We start from the raw sequence: 19,787 nt of genomic DNA on the forward strand, positions 1-19,787 counted from the left end.
CGGAGGCAGCACCTGCCCGCCGCCCGGCAGCCTGCCGTCCACCACACCGTGGGTGTAGTCGTGCACGGCACTGCCCAGCTCCGCCCCGTCCTCGACGGCGACGACCAGCGCACGCCCCGACAGGGTCCCGAAGTCGACGCCGACGGTGACGGCGGGTGGATCGGTTGTCATGATGGTCTCCAGATATGCGGGAGGTCCCGGCGGCAGCCGGGAATTCCCGCCTGCGGGCGGGTGTGTCATGAAGGTGTGCTGCTGTTGCGGATGATCAGCCGGGGTTCGATGACCACGCGCTCGTCGTCCGGCATCCCGCTCGACTCGATCCGGCTGAGGAGCAGGCGGATGCTGGCCTGCCCGACCGCGGCGAAGTCCTGCCGGACGCTGGTCAGCGGCGGCGCGAAGAACTCGGCCTCGGGGATGTCGTCGAACCCGGCGATCGCGACCTGCCCCGGCACCGACAAGCCCGCCTCACGGAAGGCCCGGAGCACGCCGAGCGCCATCTGGTCGTTGGCCACGAAGACCGCGGTGACCTCGGGCGAGCGGCGTCGTGCCCCGCTGGCGGCGACCCGCCCCGCCAGTTCCTGGCCGGCCCGGTAGCCGGAAAGCGGGGTCCAGTCGCCGACGAGTGGCGGCGGGACCTCGACGTCGGCTTCCTCCAGCGTGGCGCGCCAGCCGCGGACCCGGGCTTCGGCCTCCAGCCAGTCGGACGGCCCCGCGACATGCCAGACGGTCCTGTGCCCACCGCCCAGCAGATGGCCGGTCACCAGGCGGGCGCCGAGGTCCTGGTCGACCGACACCCCGGGGATCGGCAGCGAGTGCCCGCCCTCGACGGTCACCACGGGGAAGGGCAGCCGCAGGTCGGCGAGTGCGGCGACCGCGGCCCGGTGCGGGACGATCACGACGATGCCCTCCACCCCCCAGTCGCTGAGGTGGTCGATCGCCTCGGAGAGCGCCTTGGCGCTGTAGCGGCGCAACGTGACGGCGGAGACCATGAACCCCTCGTCGCGCGCCGCCTCCTCCAGCCCGAACAGCATGCTCGCGGGGCCGAACAGCGTCGGGTTGCACGCCACCACGCCCAGCGTCAGGGTGCGTCGGGTCACCAGAGCGCGCGCCGAGGAGTTCCGCCGGTAGCCCAGCTCCTCGATCGCCCGCACCACGTCGGCCCGTGTCGTGTCGCGCACGTTGGGGTGGTTGCTCAGCACCCTCGACACCGTCTGGTGCGAGACCCCGGCACGCTGTGCCACGTCGGCCATCGTGGGTGCCCGGCGCGGTCCGGTGCCCGGGGCGGTCTGCGACATGTGTCTCCGATCGTGTTTGGACGATATTGTTAGCGTTCACAGATATCGGAGTCAAGCCCCTGCGCCACGAACTCGCAGACCGGGTCGGCCCAGCTCAGCCCGTTGGTCACGGCCGCGTCCCGCATCGCGGACGGGCGGGGCGCCGGCGCGAGTGTGCCCGCCGTGCCACCGGGACGGTCGGTGGCACGGCGGAGCGGGGAGGACACCGGGTCGTCCGACACCCGTGTCCGGCCAGGGCTCTCCCGGCCGCGGCGGCGGACCCGGGCGTACCCGGTCCGTCGCCGCACGGCCGCGAGCCGCAGGTGCGCAAAGGGTTGTTCGAAGGCGGGGCGGTACCCCCGTTCCCGGGTCCGTCCGGTCCGCGCCCGCCCTCGGCGCTCGGCCCGGTGCGGGTCAGCGCGGGTTGAGCCGCCACAGGTGGTCGGCGGTGCCGTTGTCCTCCCACTGCAGGACCTGGGCGCCGCTTCCGGTGCTCATGTTCTGCACGCCCAGCAGGAGTCCGCTGTTGCTGTTGGCGATCTTGTAGTAGCCGCTGCCGTCCGGGGTCAGCCGCCACAGGTGGTCGGCGGTGCCGCTGTCACCCCAGATCAGGGCCGTACCGCCGTTGCTGGTGCTCATGTTCGTGATGCCGAGCACCAGCCCGCTCGCCTGGTTGCGGATCTTGTACAGGCCGGAGCCCGCGGACACCAGCTGCCACTTCTGCGTCGCCGAGCTGTTGGCCGTGGCCTGGTCGACCAGCGTGCCCTGCCCGGTGGCCTCGTTCTGGGTGTCGAGGGCCAGACCGCTGTTCTTGTTGGCGATCTGGTAGGTGCCGTCCAGCGTGGAGCCCCCGCTCGCCGGGGTGATGACCACGTGGTAGGCGTAGGCGCTGTTCGCCGAGACCGGGACGGTGATGCTGCCGTTGCTCACCGTGTAGTTGGACTCCGAGACGGTGGTCGGCCCCGACACCGCGACCGTACGCCCGGGTGAGGGCGTGTACTCCACCTTGACGTGGACGCTCGACCCGAGGGCGGACAGCGAACCGAGTCCGTTCACGGTGACGGCCGAGTCGCCCGAGCTGCCGCCGAAGACCACGTCGACCTCGTTGCCCGCGCTGTTGCGCGAGGCCGCGCCGTCGATGCCGGTCTGGGCGGGAGGCGTGGTGACGAGCATGGAGCCGTTCATGTCCGCGTACCACTTGTAGAGCCAGTAGGCCCCGTTGGGGCTGCCGCCCTGGCCGGTGAGCAGGTCGCCGAGCGCGCCGGACTGGTTCCAGAAGGCGAGTTCGGCGTCGTGGACGCCCAGCCGCTCGAACTTGGCGATATAGCCGACCAGCGCGCCGGGGACGCCGACCTCGGAGGGAGCCGCGTACTCCTCGATGGCGATCGGGCGCGGGCTGATCCCGTACTTGTTCTCCAGCGCGGTGACCGTGGCGACGTCACCGGCGATCTTCGACGAACGCGACAGCTCGTGCCAGGCGATGATGTCCGGCACGGTGTTGGTGGCCACCGCGTTCTTCAGGAAGTTGTCCATGTCGCTGATGTTGTCCGAGAAGCTCGGACCCTGGATCGGCGTCGTGGAGTCCTTGGACCGGATCTCGCGGTAGGTCCTGGTCCAGAAGTCCTCGAAGGTCCCGTTGGAGGACAGCCAGGTGTTGTCCGACTCGTTCCATGGTGCGTACGCGGCCAGGTTGGTGATGCCGGACGCCTTGGTCTGGGCGATCTGGTCGTCGACCACGGACAGCCAGTTGTTCCAGGTGAACTGGTAGGGCCAGCCCGCGTAGTAGTCCGAGAGCCGGTTGACGACCTTGGCGCCGGCCCGGGCCGCCTTGGGGGCCACCGTCAGGATGTCGCCGGTGCCCTGCTGGTGGCCGCCCTGCGGCTTCTGGACGAAGGTGTTCGGCTTGATCGCCTGGACCAGGCTGTCGGCCGGGGTGCTGGCGTTCGCCAGGCCGTAGAGGCTGCCGGTGGCGACATGGGTCACCGGTCGCAGCACTTGGTTAGCGCTAACAACCAGTGTGGTGGACGGGGACGCCGCCGCCTGGGCAGGCGGGCCGGCGACCACGGTGGAGCCGACGGCCAGCACGGCGGCACCGAGGCCGACCGCGCCTGTCAGCCGCCGAGTGGTGCGGAAATGCGCGAATCCACGCATGAAGGACACCCTTCCGGTGAGGTGGGGGGACAGCACCGCGACCGCTGCGAGCACGACTGGGGACGGAGCCGCCCGTCCAACGGCTCCGCGTCGACCGGCGTGGCACGGGTCGCGCTCCATGAGCAACGCTTTGCTCGGCGGCCAACGTAGGAGCGATCCAGCGGCTGGTCAAGGGAGCGCACAGGAATACCTTCCCGTGTGCCTCCGGCGGCGTCGCCCGGGCCGTCACACCGAGGGGGCCGCCTCGTAGTCGAACCAGTCGAAGGCGACGGTGCCGGCGGTGGCGTACATGCCGATCACCCGTCCGGTGAAGCCGGTGGCGACCTCGGTGGACAGGTAGCGCCCCTCCAGTTCGGCGAGCGGCTCCGCGCCCCGGGCGTCCGGATCGCCGATCCAGAAGGCGACGGTGTCCGGGCCGGTGGGCTCGACTCCGGCGAACTCCGGTGACGGGGAGACGATGTCGCTCGTGCGGACCGTGACGGTCAGGGTGACCGGGCCGGGCGGCACCTCGCGACGCGCCACCACCTGGCGCAGCGGCCCGATACGGGCGACGACGCTGACCTCTCCCCCGCCGGCTTCCAGGTCGTAGTGGTGGGCCTCGTCCATGCGCACGCTCACACCGCCCCGTCCGCTGCCCGGGTCCAGCAGCGTGGCGACACGGCAGTCGTGGTGCTGCTGGCGGTGGCCGACGAAGGTGTGGCCGGGGCGGTCCAGCGTGGGGCCGGTCGCGGTGAGGCTGAGCCAGCCGGGGCGCTCGGCGAGCGACCAGCAGCCGTCGGGGCGGGCGTAGGGCGAGATCCAGTGCGGCGAGAGGGCGTCCGCGTCGAAGTCGTCGCGGACGGGACGCGCGGGGAAGGGGTGCCAGGCGCCGGCGGGCGCGGGGTGGCGTTCGAGTACGGGTCCCACGACGGGCCAGCCGTCGTCGTCCCATTCCACCGGGGTCAGGAAGGTCTCGCGGCCGAGCACCTGGAACTTGGGCGTGTAGCCGCGGGGCCTGGTGCCGAGCAGCACCATCCACCAGCTTCCGTCGGGCGCCGTGACCAGGTCGGCGTGGCCTGTGCTCTGGATGGGCCGGTCGGTGGCGCTGTGGGTCAGCACGGGGTTGGCAGGGGCGCCCTCCCACGGGCCGCGCGGCGAGCGTGCCCGCGCGATGGACACGGCGTGGCCGCGCTCGGTGCCGCCCTCGGCGATCAGCAGGTACCACCACTCGCCGATGCGGTAGAGGTGCGGGGCCTCGGGGTACAGCAGCCCGGTGCCCGACCAGACGGGGAAGGGTCCTTCGAGCACCTCGCCCTTGACCGGGTCGACCCTGGCCATGTGGATGCCGGGCACGGTGAAGGCCACCCAGCAGGTGCCGTCCTCCTCCCACGCCAGGTCGGGGTCGATGCCGGGCAGGTCGAGCCACACCGGGTCCGACCAGGGACCCTCGGGCCGCTCGGCGGTCACGATGAAGTGGCCGCCGCCGCTGACGTTGGTGTTGATGACCCAGAAGCGGCCGTCGTGGTGGCGGATCGTCGGGGCGTACAGGCCGCGCGAGGCCATGGTGCCGGGCAGCGGCAGCGGCAGCTGCCCGGGGCGGTCGAGCACGTTGCCGATCTGCTGCCAGTGCACGAGGTCCCTGCTGTGGAAGAGCGGCAGGCCGGGCACGTACTCGAAGCTGGAGCACACCAGGTAGTAGTCGTCGCCGACGCGGCACACGCTGGGGTCGGGGTGGAAGCCGCCGATCACGGGGTTGTCATAGGTCCGCACAGGACGTGGTCCCTTCAAGGTACGGGATGGGATGTCCGGCGCGGCGGATCGCAGGAGCCGCCGCGGGCGAGCGACTCTATACGAGTCCCCTGCCCGCGGCGGCGACGGTACCGCCCCCTGACCTGGTGCGGGGCCGGCCGGAGGGGTCCGGCCGGCCCCGCGTCAGGGCACGGAGGCCTATCCCAGGGTCCACTGCTGGTTGCTGCCGCCGTTGCAGGTCCACAGCTCGGCCAGCGCCCCGTTGGCGGTGCTCGCACCGGTCACGTCGAGGCAGAGCCCCGACAGGGCGCTGGTGACGGTCCCGTTGGAGTTGACGTTCCACTGCTGGTTCGTCTGGCCGTTGCAGGACCAGATGATGACCTTGGTGCCGGCCGTGGTGCCGTTTCCGTTAGCGTCCAGGCACATCTGGCTGCTGCCGGAGTAGACGGTCAGCTGGTTGCCGGAGGTGCGGGTGAAGACCTGGTTGGCGCCGCCCGAGCAGTCCCAGATCTGCAGCTGGGTGCCCGCGGTCGTAGTGGAGTTCGGCACGTCCAGGCACTTGCCCGCGCCCACGGCGTGCAGCTCGCCGCTGGTGCTGCCGCCGGTCGACCCGGCCGGCGTCACGTAGACGGCGAAGGCGTCGTGCGAGGCCTGGAAGGTGACGGGAACCGTGACCGACCCCGACGAGGCGCTCAGGTTCTGGTTGTAGACCACCTGCGGCGCGCTGAGCGGGTACTGGTCGGGGATGCGCTCGACGGTCACGTTGACGCTGCCGTTGTTCGCCAGCCAGGACGCGGAGGCCAGGCCGTTGAAGGTCACCGAGGCGGCGCCGGTGTAGCCGTTGCTGTCGCCGATCACGGCCACCGCGCGCTTGGCCGTGCTGTCCTTCGACGCGGAGATCGCGGTCGAGCCGACCATGCCCGAGGTGTTGACGAGCGTCCCGGTCATGTCGGCGTAGGTGCGCAGCGCCCACCAGTTCCCGTTGGGCTGCCAGGTGCCGTTGCTCTGGGTGAGGACCCCGGTCAGGTTCGGGGTCATGCAGCACGACCAGTTGCCGCGCATGGCGTTGGTGTATCCGGACTGCGCGAACCGTGCGAGGTACCAGGCGGTCACGCCGGCCGTCTGCCGGTCGGCGGGCTGGTACTCGTTCGCCGACAGCGGGCGGGCCGAGACGCCGTTCGCCGACAGCGCGTTGTTGAGCGACTGCGAGACGGTGACGGGGTCGTCGACGTCTCCCTCGTCATGGTTGGTGATCATGTCGGGGACCGTCCCGGCCGACTTGACGTGGGCCAGCCAGGTGTTCCACTCCCCCGGGTTGCTCTGCGGGGTGAAGGCGAGGGACGGGCCGACGATCGTCGCGTTCGGGGCGACACGGCGGATCTCCCGGTAGGCGCTGTCCCACATCTGGAAGTACTGCGTGCTGTTCATCCCGCGGGTCCAGAACACCGAGATGTCCGGCTCGTTGTAGATGTCGTAGGCGAAGGGCAGCCCCGTCGCCTGCAGCGCGGCGACCGAGGAGTCGATGAAGCTGACCCAGTTCGAGCAGTTGCCGTTGTCGCAGGGGTACACCTCGTTCGAGGGCTGCCCACCGTTGTTGCCCCACAGGTCGCTCAGGATGACCTGGTACTGGGCGTGGTAGGGCGGCTGCGTCAGCCGCCTGGCCTGCTGGGTGATCGAGGCGATGTCGGCCTTGGTGGCGGACCCGTAGCTGTAGTTGTCCTTGATCCAGCCGCCGGAGAACCAGCCGCCGCCGCGGAAGGCGTTGATCCCCAGCGGCTGCAGGTACTGGTCGGCGGGCTGGGTGCCGTCCTGGGTGATCCCGTAGAGGAAGCCCTCGCCGACCCCGGTCGAGGGTCCGCGGCTGGAACTCAGGTCCACACTCAGCGACTTGGTGTCGGCGGCGTGGCCTGTGCCCGGCATCACCAGCAGGGCGGCGAGGCCCAGCGCGGCGGCTGCGGCCATGGCCAGGCGGCCCGGTTTTGCTCTCGTTCTCATCGACTTCCTCCTACGGCTGTCGCCACTGCGTGGCGGTGGGGGGCGCGCGGCGGGGTGGTCGGGGCGCGAGGTGGTCGTTGTCGAACCGATTGGCGGAATCGGTTCGACGGGATAGTACGACCGGGGGTCAACGCGGTCAATGAAGTGCCTCAAGCCTGGTATCCGGCACGGCACTTGGGCCGGAACCCCGTGGAGCTGCCGACTTTCGAACCGGTTCAACGCGCTCCCGAAGAGCCCGGCCGCGGTCAGCGGCGGGCGGGGGCGGCGCCGGTGCTGGAGCGCAGCGAGACGGGCGGCGCGAGCAGGATGTGGCGGGGCGGGGTCTGCGGGGCCGCGATGCGTTCGATGAGCAGGGCGACGGCCTGCTCGCCCATGTCGTGGGCGGGAACGTCGGCCGCGGTCAGGGGCGGGCGGAAGTCCTCGGTCCACAGCCGGCCGGCGACCCCGGTCACCGAGAAGTCCTGCGGCACCCGCAGGCCGGCGTCGGCCAGCGCCCGCTGGATGCCGGGCAGGGCGGCCTCGTTGACCGTGGTGACCGCGGTGAGGTCCCGGTGCTCCCGCAGCAGGTTCTCGATGCACTCCTGGCCGGAGCGCGCGTCGTCCCCGCAGGCGACTTCGACGCCATCGATCCCCCGCTCGCCGAGGGCCGCGGTGAAGCCCTGGCGCGCCCTGAGCGCGGGGCCGTAGCCGGCGGCGACGAGTTCGGGCGAGCGGCTGATGAGTGCGACCTTGCGATGGCCGAGGTCGGCCAGGTGGCGCACGGTGTGCCGGATCAGGCCCGCGTAGTCGACGTCGATCCAGCACATGGCGGCGTCGTCCACGGTGTGCCCGATCCCGACGAAGGGCAGCCGGGTCCGCAGGAGGCGGTCCACCCGGGCGTCCTGGAGCCGGATCTCCATGAGGATCACGCCGTCGACCCGGCTCTCGGAGACGAGCCGTTCGAAGGACCGGTCGTGGTCGCCCCCGGACGGGGACAGCAGCACGTCCAGGTCGGCGCCGGCCGCCGCGTCGACGACGCTGGCGACGAAGTCCAGCTGCATGTGGGTGAGCCGGTTGCCGGCCGGCGGGATCACCAGGCCGATCGTCCTGGTCCGCCCCTCCTTGAGCGCCCGCGCGGTCGCGTTCGGCCGGTAGCCCAGCTCGTCGATCACGTCCTGGATACGTTTACGGGTATCCGCCGCGACGGGGCGCTTGCCGCTGAGGGCGTACGAGACCGTGCTGCGCGACACACCCGCCCGCCGGGCAATCTCTCCGATGTTCATCCGGCTCCTCACGCCCTTGGTCCGGGGGAATCCTACTCTTCGCGAATCGGTTCGTGGCATGGCGGACAGCCGGTCGCAGCGGCCTGGCCTGCACTGTCGGCAGACGGCCCTTGGAGCGCGCGGTCCGGTTGCGGCAGGAGCCTTGACGGCCGTGGGCCGGAGTCCTACCTTCTCGGTCGAACCGATTCGCTACTTCGGCGGGACGGACACCGAGCGAAGGGGACATGCGCCATGAACACTCCCGTCCGGCGGAGGTTCGTTGTCGCGTCGCTGGCAGCCGCCCTGGTGGCGGCCACGGCCACCGCCTGCGGGTCGTCGTCCTCGGACGGATCCTCGGACTCGACGGCGGCCGGCGGCACCTACACGATCTGGGACCCCTACCCGCAGTTCGACGGCACATCGGACTGGGTGAAGCTGCTGGACAGCTGCGGCAGCCAGGCCGGCGTCAAGGTGAAGCGGACCAGCTTCGACACCACGGACCTGACCAACAAGACGCTGCTCGCGGCGCAGCAGGGCAACTCCCCCGACGTCCTGATCGTGGACAACCCCGTCGTCTCCACGCTCGCCGAAGCCGGCATCCTGACCACCACGCAGGAGAACGGGATCGACACCTCGCAGGCGGAGCCCAACCTGCTGGCGGCCGGCCAGAGCGGCGGCAAGACCTACGGCACACCGATCGGGGCGAACACCCTGGCGCTGTACTACAACAAGGACATCCTCAAGGCCGCGGGGGTGGACCCGGCCTCGGTCAAGGACTGGGCGTCGCTGAATGCGGCGCTGGCCAAGGTGAAGGCCGCGGGGAAGAAGGGCATCACCTTCTCCGCCATCGGCACCGAGGAGGGCAGCTTCCAGTTCCTGCCCTGGTTCTGGGGTTCCGGTGCCCAGCTCACCGACCTCGGCTCGGACAAGGCGGTCGCCGCGGTCAGCCTGTGGAAGGACTGGCTCACGAAGGGCTACGCGCCCAACTCCGTGATCAACAACACCCAGACCACCAGCTGGCAGGAGTTCGCGACCGGGCAGTACGCCTTCGCCGAGAACGGCACCTGGCAGCTGGCCAACGCCAAGAAGGCCGGGTTCGGCTACGGCACCATCCCCGTCCCCGCCGCGACCGCGGGCACCGCACCGGCCCCCACCGGTGGCGAGTTCGTCACCGTCCCCGTGCAGAAGGACAGCGGGCGCTACGCCGTCTCGGACAAGATCGTCTCCTGCCTGACCGACGCGAAGAACCTCATGACCACCGACACGACGCTGTCCTACGTCGGCCCGACCAGGCAGGTCCAGGACCAGCAGGCGGCCGCCACCCCGGAACTCAAGGTGTGGGTACAGGCGGTGCAGGCGGCCAAGGGCCGCACGAGCGACGACCTCGGCACCAAGTACCCCAAGATCTCCGAGCAGATGTGGCGCGCGGTGCAGGCGGCACTGACCGGTTCGAAGTCGCCGAAGGACGCCATGTCGGCGGCGCAGTCGTCCGTCTCCCAGTAGCCCAGAGGATCGAATTCCGCCGATGACCGCCACCCCCGACAGCCGCGCGTTCGCGATCCGGGAGATTCCGTTCAGCCGCCAGGGATCGTGGTTCAACATCTCGTCGGTCACCGCCCAGCACAGCCAGGCAGAAGACCTGCACCTGGTCTCCCACCAGAACGGCATGCACGCGGTCCTGCGCTTCGTGCCGCTCGACCCGTCGAGCGGTGCCCGCGCGCGGACCGCCTGGACGGCGACCCCCGCGATGCTGGCCTGGGAGGGGGACGCCGGGCGCATCGCCCTGGTCTACGAGAGCGCCGACACCGTCCGGCTGCGCGGCGACATGCTCGACCTGGCGATCACGCCGGCGGACCAGGAGCTGACCCCCTTCACCGGCACGTACTTCTACCGCGACCCCGTCGACGGTTCCTACCACTTCACCTCGTACGAGACGGGCCGCCGCTACCGCGTCACCCCGCTGGGCGGCGCGGTCGCGACCGCCGAGGGGCTGGAGGGGCTTGCCGGTGCGGACCGCCGCCTCGTCCTGTCGGGGCCGCGGGGCTGGGAAGCGGTCGTCGAGGAGATCGACAGCGCGCGGCAGCCCTATGCCGCCCGGGGGGACTTCGCCGCGGCGGCGGCCGCGCACGCCGGGGCCTTCCGGGACTTCGCCGACGCCGTGGCCCCGCTCCCGGCAGGCGAGGCGCCCGCCGCGGAACTGGCCGCGTACGTCCTGTGGTCGGCCACCACCCGCCCGGCCGGCCTACTGCGGCGTCCCGCGGTGCTGATGTCCAAGCACTGGATGGACAAGGTCTGGAGCTGGGACCACTGCTTCAACGCCCTCGCGCTGGCCCGGGGTCTGCCGGACCTGGCGTGGGACCAGTTCCAGATACCCTTCGACCACCAGGACGAGAGCGGGGCGCTGCCCGACTCGGTGACGCACTCGGAGATCCTCTTCAACTTCGTCAAGCCGCCCATCCACGGCTGGGCGCTGCGGCGGCTGCGCGAACGCCTGCCCAGGCAACCGGAGTCCGCGGAGCTGCGGGAGACCTACCGGCGCCTGGGGCGCTGGACCGACTTCTGGCTCCGGGCCCGCACCGCGCCCGGTCTGCGGCTGCCGCACTACCAGCACGGCAACGACAGCGGCTGGGACAACGCCACCACCTTCGACGGCCGGCGGGTGCTGATCACCGCGGACCTCGCGGCCTTCCTCGTCCTCCAACTGGCAGAACTGGCCGAACTGGCCAAGGACCTCGGGGAGTCCGACGCCGCGGAGCGGCACCTGGGCACCGCGGACGCGGTCCAGGACGCACTGCTGGAAGAGCTGTGGTCCGACGGGCGCTTCGGCAGCCGTTCACCGCACTCCGGCGAGGTGTCCACCAGCCGCAGTCTCCTGGACCTGATGCCGATCGTCCTGGGCGAGCGGCTGCCCCGCGAGGTCGCCGACCGCCTCGCGGAGCGTATCGCGGAGCACCTGACTCCGCACGGCCTGGCCACCGAGCACACCGGCTCGCCCCACTACCTGTCCGACGGCTACTGGCGAGGCCCGATCTGGGCGCCGGCCACCGTGCTCGTCGAGGACGGGCTGCGCCGGGCCGGCCACACCGCACTCGCCGACGAGATCGGCCGCCGCTTCCTGCGGCTGTGCGAGACGTCCGGGTTCGCCGAGAACTTCGACGCCCTCACCGGCGAGGGGCTGCGCGACCGCGCCTACACCTGGACCGCGAGCAGCTACCTGCTGCTCGCGGACGGACAGCACAGCCGCAGCGCGGCATCCGGCCCGCGCTGACCCACCGTCAGCGACGTTGTGCGCACGGCCCGTCGCTGCCCGCCGCCGCCCTCCGTGGGGCCGCCGCGAGGCGTCCGAAACAACAGCCCCCGCCATACTCGAAAATTTTCGAACAGCCGGCCCGGCGAGGCCGACTCGCGGCAGGCGGACGGGCGACACGGGACCGACCTGGGCCGGAGGCCTCTTTGTGTGAGATGTATTGACGTGCGCCGATGGCCGACCTAAGGTGCCCGAAACGATCGCAAGGCGCGCGAAACTTTCGGTCCCGGGGGGGAGAGTCCGGAACGACACGAAGCGGGGAGGGGATCTTGAATGTTAACGCTCACCACGTAATCCGTGCGCTGATCGCCGACCGCCGGGCTCCCATCGCACCTCACGGGTGCCCGTCAGCGACGACGTAGCCGTACGCCGCATTCCCACCCCCGCAACACCCCGCTCACGGTGCGGTGTTCGCCTGCGCTCACCCTCAGCAGGCAGCAGCCGCATTTCGCCCGCCTCCGTTCGGGGACTTCCCCGGCCCGCCACATCAGCATGCGGCCCGGACCACCAGATCAGCACGTGCACGAGAGCTCCGGCGCCCATCAGGCCATCGCGTTGCACACCAATCCCACCAATTGCGACAGCGACGACACATCAGGGAGATTCCACGATGACGAGGAAGACACGCAGCGTGACCGCTGTGGGGATCGGCTTGGGCATCGCGCTTGCTGCCACCGCCTGTGCCGGCGGCAGCGACGACAGCAGCAGCAGTGACAACAGCGGCGGCGGTTCCTCGGGCGAGAAGGTCACGGTGACCGTCTGGGAGAACGCGCAGCCCGGACCCGGCGCGGAGTACTGGAAGAGCGCCGCTGCGGCCTACCACGCGCTGCACCCGAACGTCACGATCAAGATCCAGTACGTGCAGAACGAGGACCTTGACGGCAAGCTGCAGACCGCGCTCAACTCCGGTTCCGCGCCCGACGTCTTCCTGCAGCGCGGCGGCGGCAAGATGCAGGCCATGGTCGACGCCGGCCAGCTCCAGTCGCTGAACCTCACCGACACCGACAAGGCGAACGTCGGCGCGGCAGCCCTGGCCGCGGACTCGATCGACGGCAAGGTCTACGCGATGCCGCTCGACACCGCTCCCGAGGGCATCTACTACAGCAAGGACCTGTTCAAGCAGGCCGGCATCACCGCCACGCCGACGACGATGGAGGAGCTCCAGGCCGACGTCGCCAAGCTGAAGGCGATCAAGGTCGCGCCGATCGCGGTCGGCGCGAAGGACGCCTGGCCCGCCGCGCACTGGTACTACAACTTCGCCCTGCGCGAGTGCAGCCAGGACACCATGTCGAAGGCAGGCAAGTCGCTGAAGTTCGACGACCCGTGCTGGACCAAGGCCGGCGAGGACCTGGCCTCGTTCCTGAAGATCAACCCCTTCCAGAACGGGTTCCTGACCGCCTCCGCGCAGCAGGGCGCCGGCTCCTCCGCGGGCCTGCTCGCCAACCACAAGGCCGCCATGGAGCTGATGGGCAACTGGGACCCCGGAGTGATCGGCAGCCTGACCCCGAACCAGAAGCCGCTGCCGGACCTCGGCTGGTTCCCCTTCCCCGCGGTGGCCGGCGGCCAAGGCGACCCGAGCGCCATCATGGGCGGCAGCGGGGGGTACTCGCTGTCCAAGAACGCGCCGAAGGAGGCCTTCAACTTCCTGCAGTTCCTGGTGACCAAGGAGCAGCAGGAGGGCTACGCCAAGGGCTTCGTCACCATCCCGGTGAACAAGGCCGCCCAGTCGGTCGTCACCGACTCGTACAACATCTCCGCCCTGGAGGCCTTCAACAAGGCCGCCTATTCCATGCAGTTCCTTGACACCGAGTACGGGCAGAACGTCGGCAACGCCATGAACACCGCGGTGGTGAACCTGCTCGCCGGCAAGGGCACGGCGGCCGACATCGTCAAGGACACGAACAAGGCTGCCGAGAGGGGCTGAGTAAGTAGCCCATGAGCGACACCCTGGGTACTGAAACGGCCTTCGGCCGCCAGTCGCAGGGCACGTCACGGGTCGGGGGCGCTGCCACGCCCCCGACCGCGCCGCGAGCGGCCTCGCGCCGCCGCGGTCGTGCCAAGATGCGACTCGAGATCGCCCTCCTGTCAGGACCGGCGATCCTCATGTTCCTGGCGTTCGTGATCTTCCCGGTCGCGCTCGCCGCGTACTACGGCTTCTACCGCTGGCACGGCTACGGAGCACCGTCCGACTGGGTCGGCCTGAACAACTACCGGCTGATCCTCACCGATCCCGCCTTCCAGCAGGTCCTCAAGCACAGCTTCATGATCATGGGCCTGTCCCTTGTCATCCAGGGCCCGCTGGCCATCCTGCTGGCACTCCTGCTCAACCAGAAGATCCGCGGCCGCTCGGTCATCCGGATCCTGATCTTCGTGCCCTACATCATCTCCGAGGTCATCGTCGGCACCGGCTGGAGCCTGATGCTCCAGGGCGACGGCGCCATGAACGACCTGCTGCGGCACATCGGCCTCGGCTCGCTGCAGGCCGACTGGCTCTCGAACCCGAAGCTGGCCATCTGGACGCTGATGGCGATCATCTCCTGGAAGTACATCGGGTTCGCGGTGATCCTGATGCTCGCCGGCCTGCAGTCGATCCCCGAGGAACTCTTCGAGGCGGCGCAGATCGACGGCGCCTCCTACTGGCAGATCCAGCGCCGCATCACGCTGCCGCTGCTGGGGCCGACGATCCGCATCTGGGCGTTCCTGTCGATCATCGGCTCGCTGCAGCTGTTCGACCTCGTCTACATCATCTGGGGCCAGTACGTCTCGGGCACCGCGGGCACCTCGACCATGGCGATCTACATGCTCGCCCAGGGCCGCAACGCGGGCAACTACGGCTACGGCAGCGCCATCGCGGTCGTGATGTTCCTGATCTCGCTGGTCGTGGCGCTGATCTACCAGCGCTTCGTCCTGCGCCGTGACCTACGGGGAGCCGTCACGGAAGGAACCGTCTGATGAGCGCGACCACCGCAAGATCCTGGTTCTCCTCCACCACCGGGAGCAGGAGACCCGGCAGCCGCCGGGACAGCCGCGACGCACCGCAGAAGTGGGGCAGCCCCTTCACCTACTTCGTCGCGCTGCTGTTCATCGGGGTCTGCATCGCACCGGTGATCTACATCGTGCTGGGCGGCTTCCGCACCAACTCGCAGATCACCAAGAGCCCTGCCGGGCTGCCGCACCCCTGGATCACCGCCAACTACATCAACGTCCTGAAGTCCAACAGGTTCTGGGGCGAGTTCGCCAACTCCGTCCTGGTCGCGCTGGCCAGCACCGTCGGCATCGTCGTGCTCGGCCTGATGGTGAGCTTCGTGATCGCGCGCTACGACTTCAAGCTCAAGGGCGCGATGTACTCGCTGTTCGCCGCCGGCCTGATGTTCCCGATGGTCATCGCGATCACCCCGCTCTACATCGTGATCAAGGACCTGGGGCTGATCGACAACCTGCTCGGCGTGATCGTCCCGCAGATCGCCTTCGGTCTGCCGACGACCGTGATCATCCTGGTGCCGTTCCTGCGGGCCATCCCGAACGAGATCGAGGAGGCCGCCGCGATCGACGGCACCAGCCGGCTCGGGTTCTTCGTCCGGATGGTGATCCCGCTGTCGCTGCCGGGTGTCGTGACGGTCTCGATCCTGTCTTTCATCGGAAGCTGGAACAACTACGTCCTGCCCCTGTACATCCTCAACTCGCAAGCCAACTTCACCCTGCCGCTCGGCGTGCAGGCCTTCTCCTCGCAGTACTCCACGGACACCGCGAAGGTCCTGGCTTTCACGTCGCTCGCGATGCTGCCCGCACTGGTCTTCTTCTCCATCTTCGAGAAGCGGATCGTCGGCGGTCTCACGGGCGCGGTGAAGGGCTGAAGCCGGCCGCACACGACGCACCCCCTGTGAGCCTGCCCGTGCCGTACCCCGGCAGGGGCAGGCCGCTGAGCGGCGCCCTCGCTCGGCCCGCACCACCCAGACAAGGACCACTCCATTGCCCCGCGCGCACATCACGCTCGACAGGCAGGCGCTCGTCGCCCCTGTCCGACGCCGCACCTTCGGGTCGTTCGTCGAACACCTCGGCCGCTGCGTCTACACCGGGCTCTACGAACCGGGCCACCCGACCGCGAACGACGACGGCTTCCGCATGGACGTCGTCGCACTCGTCAGGGAACTCGGCAGCTCGACCGTCCGCTACCCGGGCGGAAACTTCGTCTCCGGCTTCCGCTGGGAGGACTCCGTCGGCCCGCGCGAGCAGCGCCCGGTGCGCCGCGACCTCGCCTGGCACGCGCTGGAGTCGAACCAGGTCGGCCTCGACGAGTTCGCCAGGTGGCTCAAGCTCACCGACTCCGAGCTGATGCTGGCGGTCAACGTCGCCACCCGGGGCATCCTGCCCGCCCTCGACCTGCTGGAGTACGCCAACCACCCGTCGGGCACGGCGCTTTCCGACCTGCGCATCGCCAACGGCACCCCGGAGCCGCACGACATCCGCATGTGGTGCCTCGGCAACGAGATGGACGGGCCGTGGCAGACCGGCTTCATGACCGCCGACGACTACGGCAAGATCGCCGCCCGCACCGCCGCCGCGATGAAGATGGCAGACAAGGACCTTGAACTGGTCGTGTGCGGCTCCTCCGGGTCCGGCATGCCGACGTTCGGCGACTGGGAGCGGACGGTCCTGGAGCACACCTACGACCATGTCGACTACGTCTCCTGCCACGCGTACTACCAGGAGCTCGACGGCGACCTCGGCTCCTTCCTCGCCTCGGCGACCGACATGGACTTCTTCATCGACACCGTCGTGGCGACCGCCGATCACGTGGGCTTCAAGAAGCGCTCCACCAAGAAGATCAACATCTCCTTCGACGAGTGGAACGTCTGGTACCTCAAGGAGCACATGGAGTCCCAGCAGGCCGAGACCGAGTGGCGGCACGCCCCCCGGCAGCTGGAGGACACCTACACGGTGGCCGACGCAGTCGTGGTCGGCAACCTGCTGATGACGCTGCTGCGGCGCAGCGACCGGGTCACCTCGGCGTCCCTCGCGCAGCTCGTCAACGTGATCGCGCCGATCAGGACGGAGCCCGGCGGGCCGGCCTGGCGGCAGACGACCTTCCACCCGTTCTCGATCACCAGCCGGCTCGCGTCCGGCGAGGTGGTACGCCCCGTCATCGAGTCGCCCGTCTACGAGACGGCCCGGTACGGCGAGGCGGCCCTCGTGGACGCGGTCGCCACCGTCGACGAGGACCGCGCCGCGGTCTTCCTGGTCAACCGCGACCTCGCGGAGGCCGCACAGGTCACGATCGACGTTCGGGGACTGGGCTCGTCGCGCGTGGCCGAGGCGCTCACGCTCGCCGACCCCGACGTGTACGCGAAGAACACGCTGGACGACCAGAACCGGGTGGTGCCGGCCGCCAACACCACCGCGGTGCTCGCCGACGGCGTCCTCACCGTCACCCTGCCGCCGGTCTCATGGACGGCGATCGCCCTGCGCTGACCGGGAGCACACACCAGGTCCGGCGCCGCGACGGCTCTCCGTCCCGGCGCCGGACCGCGTCCCCGCGGACACGCGCCCCCGCGGGCGTCAGTCGCCGAGCCGCCTCGGCTGCGGGTTCAGCAGCGCATCGGTGATCGTGCGGCCTTCGTCGCCGGGTGAGAGGGAGAAGTGCGCGGTGAACGCGGCCCGCTTGACGTCGGCGTCCAGCCGCGCGGTCGCTCCGTCGGGCGACTGCCAGGACAGGACCAGGGCCGGTCCGTCGGTCTCCCAGTGGAAGGCTCCGCCGAACGCCGGGTGGCCGTTGCGGGCGCGCAGCGCTTCGAGCAGCAGGCGCACCACGGGTCGCTCCATCGCCTCCTCGATCTCCCCGGTGCCGTAGGCGTGGCGGTTGACGTCGCGTCCGACACCGCTGCGTCCCAGGAGGTCCATGTCGTTCGCACCGGCCAGCAGGCCCACGTAGTAGATCTGGGGGATGCCGGGGACGAAGAGCTGGATGAGGCGTGCCAGCAGGTAGGCGCGGTCGTCGCGGCCCAGGGCGTCGTAGTAGGTGCAGTTGACCTGGTAGAGGTCCAGGTTGGAGGCAGCCGCACCGGTGGCTGCGCGGCTGGTGCCGCCGCTGTTGGCGTGAACGGCCTCCACGAGGGCGTCGATCTGCTCGTCGGAGAGCAGCCCGGCCGATCCCGGGGCGAGCGCGGAGGCGCCGACGTCCACGACGCCGATCCCGTCGTGGGTGTCCAGGACGGTCACGGTGTTCTGCGGCCGGATGCGCAGCCAGGCCCCGAGCGGTTCTGCGTCGCCTGCGGTCAGCGCGTGCAGCACCAGCGGGGGCAGGGCGAAGTCGTAGACCAGGTCGGCCCTGCGGGCGATCTCGATCTGCTGCGTGTGGTGTCCGTGCACCTCGACGAGTACGCGTGCGCCCCGCTCGCGGGCGAGGGCGGTCAGCCGGTCGGTCAGCGCGTAGGCGTCCTCGGTCAGGAAGCAGTCGGTGCCCGCCTGCTTGCCGGCGTATCCGACCGCGTCCAGGCGCAGCATGCGCACACCCGCGGAGGTGAGTGACGTCACCACGTCGCTGAGGTACTCCCACGCCAGGGGGTGGGTGACGTCGAGGTCGATCTGCTCCGGGGTGAAGGTGGTCCACACCAGCCGGGTCCGTCCGCCGAGCGTGCGCACGGTGAAGGGCAGTCCCGGCCGGGGCCGGTAGATCCGCGTCAGGTCCTCCTCGGTGGCGCCCTCGGGGAAGACCGCGTCGAAGGTGAGAAACATCGGCGACCACGGTGAGGTGTCGCCGCGCTCGACGACGTCGCGGAACTGCGCGGAGTCCGCCGACATGTGGTTGACGATCACGTCGGCCATGACCGTGTGGCCGGCGGCCAGTGCGGCGACGTCGGACCACCCGCCCAGCCGGGGGTCCACCCGGGTGTGGTCGACCGGGTCGAAGCCGGCGTCGGCGCCGTCGAACGGGGTGAAGAACGGCAGTACATGGACGCCGGCGAAGGCGTCGTGCAGCAGTCCCTCCAGAAGTCGGCGCAGGCCCTGCAGCGATCCGCCGAACCGGTCGGTGTAGGCGATCAGCTGCGGTCCTTCTGCGCTCCCGGCGGCGGAACGGTCCCGGCCGTCGCGCGGGTCCTGGCCGGTCACGCGGCCTCCCCGCGCTCGCCGAGGGCACGGTGCAGGGCGGCGAGCCGGGTGGCCCAGACCGTTCTGGACAGGGGCGCGTCGGGGGCGAGGTCCTCACTGCCGTGGTAGGCGCCGGGGTACACGTGCAGTTCGGCCGGGACGCCCGCGCGGGCAAGGCGGCGGGCGAAGTCGACGGTCTCGTCGAGGAAGATGTCCTCGGTGCCGACGTCGAGGAAGGTCGGGGGGAGCCCCGACACGTCGGGGGCATGGGCCGGAGCGGCGTAGCCGTCGGCCGGACGGCCGCCCAGGTACCAGCCCCAGGCCTGCGCGTTGTGCGCCCGGTCCCACACGCCGAGGTCGGGCAGCGTGCGCGTACTGTGGCTCTCCCCGGTGTGGTCGATCATCGGATAGGGGGCCATCACCAGCAGCGCCCGGGGACCGCCGCCGTCGCGGCACCGCAGCGCGGTGGCCAGGGCGAGTCCGCCGCCGGCGCTGCCGCCGAACACCAGCAGCCGCGCGGGGTCGGCCCCCAGGCGGTCGGCCTCCGCGACGGCCCATGCCAGCGCGTCCACGCAGTCGTCGACGGCCGCGGGGTAGGGGTGTTCGGGAGCCAGCCGGTAGCCGGCGGACACGACGGTGGCGCCCAGTTCCTCGGCGAGCCGTACCGCGACGGGGTCGCCGCCGTCGAGGCTGCCCAGCACCATGCCGCCGCCATGGACGAAGAAGACCAGCGGCGAGCCGCCGTCCCGGCCTTGCGGCCGGTAGACACGCACCGGTATGCGGTGGCCGCCGCAGGAGGTCGCTTCGGTGTCCTCCACCGCCACGCGCGGCGAGGACTGCGCCCGGCGCTCCCGGTCCAGCCGGTCCGCGGTCGCGCGGCGCCCTTCGAGGTCGGGGATGGCGTTGATCCCTCCGGGCATGTCGCGGAGCATCGCCGTCAGCGCGGGACGTGAGGCGGCGTCGACGGAGCGGAGGTCGGGCACGTGCGGGTCCTTTCGAGGGCCG

13 protein-coding genes and 1 pseudogene are annotated in these 19,787 nt (G+C 70.5%); 6 read left to right on the top strand and 8 right to left on the bottom strand.

Features of this window, described 5'->3' with window-relative positions; all coding sequences use genetic code 11:
• From JT723_RS35600 to JT723_RS31955, 6 genes and pseudogenes are all read right to left on the bottom strand, one after another.
• Window positions 1–171: pseudogene (locus JT723_RS35600) on the bottom strand (ribulokinase); the annotation flags it as partial.
• A 65-nt stretch (window positions 172–236) separates the two neighbouring features.
• The gene (locus JT723_RS31935; protein ID WP_205048361.1) at window positions 237–1,295 is read right to left on the bottom strand and encodes a LacI family DNA-binding transcriptional regulator; all 1,059 of its coding nucleotides are present in this window, start codon (window positions 1,293–1,295) and stop codon (window positions 237–239) included.
• A 393-nt stretch (window positions 1,296–1,688) separates the two neighbouring features.
• Complete coding sequence (locus JT723_RS31940; RefSeq protein WP_205048362.1) at window positions 1,689–3,425, bottom strand: RICIN domain-containing protein; 1,737 nt, start codon at window positions 3,423–3,425, stop codon at window positions 1,689–1,691.
• 225 nt (window positions 3,426–3,650) lie between these two features.
• A complete protein-coding gene (locus JT723_RS31945; protein ID WP_205048363.1) occupies window positions 3,651–5,174 on the bottom strand; it encodes a glycoside hydrolase family 43 protein in 1,524 nt (507 codons plus the stop codon).
• Between the two features lie 177 nt (window positions 5,175–5,351).
• On the bottom strand, window positions 5,352–7,148 hold the full coding sequence (locus tag JT723_RS31950) for an RICIN domain-containing protein (RefSeq protein WP_205048364.1): 1,797 nt from the start codon (window positions 7,146–7,148) through the stop codon (window positions 5,352–5,354).
• A gap of 245 nt (window positions 7,149–7,393) precedes the next feature.
• Window positions 7,394–8,410, bottom strand: a complete 1,017-nt coding sequence (locus JT723_RS31955; RefSeq protein WP_205048365.1) for a LacI family DNA-binding transcriptional regulator — start codon at window positions 8,408–8,410, stop codon at window positions 7,394–7,396.
• Window positions 8,411–8,641: 231 nt separating this feature from the next.
• Here JT723_RS31955 and JT723_RS31960 point away from each other — a divergent pair, with 231 nt between their 5' ends.
• The 6 genes from JT723_RS31960 to arfA all read left to right on the top strand — a co-directional run bounded on the left by JT723_RS31960 (window position 8,642) and on the right by arfA (window position 17,165).
• Window positions 8,642–9,892 (top strand): sugar ABC transporter substrate-binding protein, encoded by a 1,251-nt coding sequence (locus JT723_RS31960; protein ID WP_205048366.1) that lies wholly within the window; start codon window positions 8,642–8,644, stop codon window positions 9,890–9,892.
• Between the two features lie 22 nt (window positions 9,893–9,914).
• Window positions 9,915–11,657 (top strand): amylo-alpha-1,6-glucosidase, encoded by a 1,743-nt coding sequence (locus JT723_RS31965; protein ID WP_205048367.1) that lies wholly within the window; start codon window positions 9,915–9,917, stop codon window positions 11,655–11,657.
• A gap of 649 nt (window positions 11,658–12,306) precedes the next feature.
• Window positions 12,307–13,620 (top strand): ABC transporter substrate-binding protein, encoded by a 1,314-nt coding sequence (locus tag JT723_RS31970; protein WP_205048368.1) that lies wholly within the window; start codon window positions 12,307–12,309, stop codon window positions 13,618–13,620.
• A gap of 11 nt (window positions 13,621–13,631) precedes the next feature.
• A complete protein-coding gene (locus tag JT723_RS31975) occupies window positions 13,632–14,648 on the top strand; it encodes a carbohydrate ABC transporter permease (protein ID WP_205048369.1) in 1,017 nt (338 codons plus the stop codon).
• Window positions 14,648–15,550: a carbohydrate ABC transporter permease gene (locus tag JT723_RS31980; RefSeq protein ID WP_205048370.1), complete on the top strand. Its 903-nt coding sequence runs from the start codon at window positions 14,648–14,650 to the stop codon at window positions 15,548–15,550. Before JT723_RS31975 ends, JT723_RS31980 begins: the two co-directional genes overlap by 1 nt.
• A 115-nt stretch (window positions 15,551–15,665) precedes the next feature.
• Window positions 15,666–17,165 (top strand): arabinosylfuranosidase ArfA, encoded by a 1,500-nt coding sequence (gene arfA / locus JT723_RS31985; protein WP_205048371.1) that lies wholly within the window; start codon window positions 15,666–15,668, stop codon window positions 17,163–17,165.
• Window positions 17,166–17,252: 87 nt separating this feature from the next.
• Here arfA and gtfA read toward each other — a convergent pair whose 3' ends face one another.
• Together gtfA and JT723_RS31995 are read right to left on the bottom strand one after the other, a co-directional pair.
• Window positions 17,253–18,803 (bottom strand): sucrose phosphorylase, encoded by a 1,551-nt coding sequence (gtfA, locus tag JT723_RS31990; protein ID WP_205048372.1) that lies wholly within the window; start codon window positions 18,801–18,803, stop codon window positions 17,253–17,255.
• Window positions 18,800–19,765, bottom strand: a complete 966-nt coding sequence (locus tag JT723_RS31995; protein ID WP_205048373.1) for an alpha/beta hydrolase — start codon at window positions 19,763–19,765, stop codon at window positions 18,800–18,802. The genes gtfA and JT723_RS31995 overlap by 4 nt, the downstream gene beginning before the upstream one ends.
• Between the last annotated feature and the right edge of the window lie 22 nt (window positions 19,766–19,787).

Origin of the sequence: Actinacidiphila bryophytorum, from assembly GCF_016916835.1 — a bacterium.
GTDB lineage: Bacteria > Actinomycetota > Actinomycetes > Streptomycetales > Streptomycetaceae > Actinacidiphila > Actinacidiphila bryophytorum.

Excerpts from the sequence above, each read along its gene's own strand:
- JT723_RS31935 (WP_205048361.1), bottom strand. The coding sequence starts at position 1,295 with ATGTCGCAGACCGCCCCGGGCACCGGACCGCGCCGGGCACCCACGATG.
- JT723_RS31940 (WP_205048362.1), bottom strand. The coding sequence starts at position 3,425 with ATGCGTGGATTCGCGCATTTCCGCACCACTCGGCGGCTGACAGGCGCG.
- JT723_RS31950 (WP_205048364.1), bottom strand. The coding sequence starts at position 7,148 with ATGAGAACGAGAGCAAAACCGGGCCGCCTGGCCATGGCCGCAGCCGCC.
- JT723_RS31955 (WP_205048365.1), bottom strand. The coding sequence starts at position 8,410 with ATGAACATCGGAGAGATTGCCCGGCGGGCGGGTGTGTCGCGCAGCACG.
- JT723_RS31960 (WP_205048366.1), top strand. The coding sequence starts at position 8,642 with ATGAACACTCCCGTCCGGCGGAGGTTCGTTGTCGCGTCGCTGGCAGCC.
- JT723_RS31965 (WP_205048367.1), top strand. The coding sequence starts at position 9,915 with ATGACCGCCACCCCCGACAGCCGCGCGTTCGCGATCCGGGAGATTCCG.
- JT723_RS31970 (WP_205048368.1), top strand. The coding sequence starts at position 12,307 with ATGACGAGGAAGACACGCAGCGTGACCGCTGTGGGGATCGGCTTGGGC.
- JT723_RS31975 (WP_205048369.1), top strand. The coding sequence starts at position 13,632 with ATGAGCGACACCCTGGGTACTGAAACGGCCTTCGGCCGCCAGTCGCAG.
- JT723_RS31980 (WP_205048370.1), top strand. The coding sequence starts at position 14,648 with ATGAGCGCGACCACCGCAAGATCCTGGTTCTCCTCCACCACCGGGAGC.